Below are 1,262 nucleotides of genomic sequence, written 5' to 3'. Positions count from 1 at the left end.
GGTCTCGCCGAGACGCAGGCCGGCGGGGGCGGACGGGGCGTGCAGGAGGGCTCGCATGCCCGTCATGGTGGGGTGGCTCTCGGCGCACCGTCCAATAGCGATTCCGATAACCGGTGGTTATCAGGCGTCGGTCACCAGGGCGAGGGTGATGCCGTCGTAGCCCTTGGCGCCGACGGTCTGGAGGGTGGTGGCCGTCAGGTGGGGATGGGCGGCGATGAGTTCGGTGAGGCGGCGGGTGGCCTGGATGGTCGGGTCGGGGTTGTCGGCCTCCAGGACGCGGCCGCCGCGGACCACGTTGTCGAAGACGATGATCGAGCCGGGGCGGGTGTAACGGACGGCCCAGTCGAGGTAGTTGGGGTTGTTCGGCTTGTCGGCGTCGACGAAGACCAGGTCGAAGGGGGCCAGGGAGGCCAGTTCGGGCAGGGAGTCGAGGGCCGGGCCGAGGCGGAGGTCGACGCGGTCGGTCAGGCCGGCGCGCTCCAGGTTGGCGCGGGCGACGTCGGCGTGGTGGGGGTCGGCCTCCAGGGTGACCAGGCGGCCGTCGGCCGGGAGGGCGCGGGCGAGCCAGATGGTGCTGTAGCCGCCGAGGGTGCCGATCTCCAGGACGCGCCGCGCGCCGTGGATTCGGGCCAGGAGGTGGAGGAACTTGCCTTGGTTGGGGGCTACGTTGATGTGCGGGAGGCCGGCCGCCTCGCTGGACGCGAGGGCGGCGTCGAGGGCGGGATCGGCCGGGATGAGAAGGTCGTTGAAGTAATCGTCGACCTGGGACCAGAGCGGCTGCGTCATGTGCCGAGACTAGGAGAATGGGCAGCGATGGGTGAGGACGCGGGGCCGGTGACGCTCGTCACGGGTGGGGCGAGTGGGATAGGCGCGGCGGTGGTGGGGCGGCTGCTGGAGCGCGGGCACCGGGTCGCGGCGACGGGGCGGAGCGCGGAGCGACTGAGTCGGCTGGCCCAACGGGCCGACGCGGGCGATCGGTTGGTGACCCTGCCGGGCGACGCGACCGACCACGAGGCGGTGGCTGAGGCGGTGAAGATGACGGAGCACGCGTTCGGGCGGCTCGACCACGTGGTGGCCAACGCCGGGTTCGCAACGCACGACACGGTCGCGGACGGGGACCCGGAGGGGTGGCGGGGGATGGTGCTGACGAACGTGCTGGGGCCGGCGTTGCTCGTCAACGCCGCGCTGCCGGCGTTGCGTCGCAGCCGTGGGCGGATCGTGCTGGTGGGCAGCGTCGCGGGGTTCAAGAACGTGGCGGGGAG

2 protein-coding genes are annotated in these 1,262 nt (G+C 72.3%); one reads left to right on the top strand and one right to left on the bottom strand.

What is annotated here, in order from left to right; all coding sequences use genetic code 11:
- Window positions 1-120: 120 nt before the first annotated feature.
- Window positions 121-786, bottom strand: coding sequence for an O-methyltransferase (locus tag E1265_RS36340; protein ID WP_132935192.1), 666 nt, complete (start codon window positions 784-786; stop codon window positions 121-123).
- A gap of 27 nt (window positions 787-813) precedes the next feature.
- On the opposite strand from E1265_RS36340, the gene E1265_RS36335 reads away from it, so the two are divergent.
- Window positions 814-1,262 (top strand): SDR family oxidoreductase (locus E1265_RS36335; protein WP_132935191.1); only part of this gene is annotated, 449 nt, incomplete at its 3' end.

This window comes from Streptomyces sp. 8K308 (genome assembly GCF_004348315.1).
GTDB lineage: Bacteria > Actinomycetota > Actinomycetes > Streptomycetales > Streptomycetaceae > Streptomyces.
The sequence above is the reverse complement of the archived record's forward strand: the minus strand, read 5'-3'. Positions and strand labels throughout refer to the sequence as shown.